The organism is Bacillus sp. JJ1521, assembly GCF_036965165.1.
GTDB lineage: Bacteria > Bacillota > Bacilli > Bacillales > Bacillaceae_L > Ferdinandcohnia.
Genome location: NZ_JBALOX010000062.1, coordinates 1 through 216 on the forward strand (window position 1 = coordinate 1; position 216 = coordinate 216).

The 216-nt window shown below is 39.4% G+C and carries 1 protein-coding gene; it reads right to left on the minus strand.

Translation table 11 applies throughout. The annotated features are described in order from the left end of the window. Positions 1–216 (minus strand): alpha/beta fold hydrolase (locus V7147_RS09790; RefSeq protein ID WP_438824573.1); only part of this gene is annotated, 216 nt, incomplete at both ends.

The window sequence follows — 216 nt, forward strand, 5'->3', positions numbered from 1 at the left end:
AGCCCCAACAGGCCGATCATTCTTGGTTTCGAAAGCAATCTTGCTAAAGAAATTCTTTTCTCTAGATACCAATCACTAACCTCAGACATTCCGCTAATGACTATACCTCCAAATGCCCTTTCAGAGTATGACTGTAAAAATTCAAATACAATTGAACCCCCGGATGAATATCCGCAAAGGAAAGCTTTATCGATGCCTAGATAATCCAATAGGTTT